Origin of the sequence: Clostridium lentum, from assembly GCF_014287815.1 — a bacterium.
In the GTDB taxonomy this organism is placed as follows: Bacteria; Bacillota; Clostridia; order Clostridiales; family Clostridiaceae; genus Clostridium; species Clostridium lentum.
This window is the reverse complement of sequence record NZ_JACOOQ010000043.1, coordinates 1-1584: the sequence shown is the minus strand read 5'-3', so window position 1 is coordinate 1584 and position 1584 is coordinate 1. Positions and strand designations below refer to the sequence as shown.

The following is a 1584-nucleotide window of genomic DNA, read 5'->3' as shown; positions in this document are numbered from 1 at the left end:
AAAAAAGTGGCTTTCGCCACGCTCCCTTCGGGAATTTAATTTTAAGTATTCTAAAAGGCATAGAACTAACATCGGTTCTATGCTATATTTTTCCTATTAATTAATACTTTATTCCGTATACCCCAGTATATTCTTTAGGCCTCATTATTCCTCCGCACTTTTCGCATGAAAAGCATGGCGGTTCATTAATATTGCTTTGATCCATCTCATCAAAGTATTCAACCACTTCTTTAGGTATATTCTCTTTAATCCCACAACTAGTACAAATATATAGTATTTCTTCTGTATTCACTTTATCTCCTCCAACTACGTTGTTTTCGGAATTATTTTACCACCTAATATACGTTTAGTGATAGCGTAATTTTCTAGAATTTCTTCTAATTTATCTTCATTTTCTGATATAATCTTTATTCTTAACCGTTCTCTCATTGATCCATACTTAGGATATACAATGTCATGAAATCTCATCTTATTCTTGCAATTAGGACATTTACACGGATCTACACCTGATATAGCTAATATTCTATTCTCCCAATTTGCTATAGACTTTCTTATACTTAATATCCTTTTATCTATCATTTTTATAAAATTAACTTTTCCTTTACTTCTTCTAGAATATATTCCAAAATATCTTATCATCTTAAAGTTTTTCTCAGGAATATGCCTGATTATCCTTTTTATAAACTCATATACATGCACAGTCTCAACTATAACCTTATTATCTTCATGTCTAGTATATTTATAAGTTACATTTTTACCATCATATTTAAGTATTCTTGATTCCGCTATCGCAGGACGTCCAACATATCTCCCCACATATTTTGCTGCTATTTTAGCTGATTTTATCTCCGTCTTAGCATGAACATAAAATCCTTTAACCTTTTCTTTATACAATTTATTTTTTATCAATTTTACTTCCTTTGTATTCCCACTTATATTGGTTATTTCATCTAACAAAATTTTTTGCCATCTTTTTCTTAATGATTCATAAGATATGTATCGTATATGTCTCCATTCAGTTATGTTTCCTTTTCCACCTTCCGTAACCATCATATGTACATGTGGGTTCCATTTTAAATCTCTTCCAAATGTATGTATTACAGTTACTATTCCCGGTGTAAATTCTTCTTTTTTATTTAAACTATGCATCCAACTCGTAACAGCTCTAGCTGCGCATTTCGGTAATATCTTAAGCCTTTGCCTATCTATTCCAAAGAACTTTCTTAACTCTTCTGGTATAGTAAAAACTATATGTCTATGCTTGACATTTATTAGATTTCCTAACATATTATCAATCCAATTATCTGTATAAATCTTTCCACAAGAAGTACAAAATCTACTTTTACATGTAAAGCCAATCTTCTTTTTAGTGTTGCATTTATCACATTTCAATTCAATAAAGCCATATTTTGTATCTTTACATTTTAAAACTTTTTCAACTTCTTTTTTAACATTAGACCTAATTTTATTTTCATATATTTTTAAGAACCCATGCCAGTGATCTTCTAGTATTATTTTTATTTTACCTTTTTTCATATGTAAAAACCTCTAATTTATAATTAATAAATTTAACATATTTAAAGG

General features: G+C 29.0%; 2 protein-coding genes. Both read right to left on the bottom strand.

Features of this window, described 5'->3' with window-relative positions; all coding sequences use genetic code 11:
• Window positions 1-100: 100 nt before the first annotated feature.
• Window positions 101-292: a hypothetical protein gene (locus tag H8R92_RS12960; RefSeq protein WP_022211304.1), complete on the bottom strand. Its 192-nt coding sequence runs from the start codon at window positions 290-292 to the stop codon at window positions 101-103.
• A 14-nt stretch (window positions 293-306) separates the two neighbouring features.
• Entirely contained in the window at window positions 307-1536 is a 1230-nt protein-coding gene (locus tag H8R92_RS12955) for an IS91 family transposase (RefSeq protein ID WP_186835674.1), read from the bottom strand.
• Window positions 1537-1584: the final 48 nt, after the last annotated feature.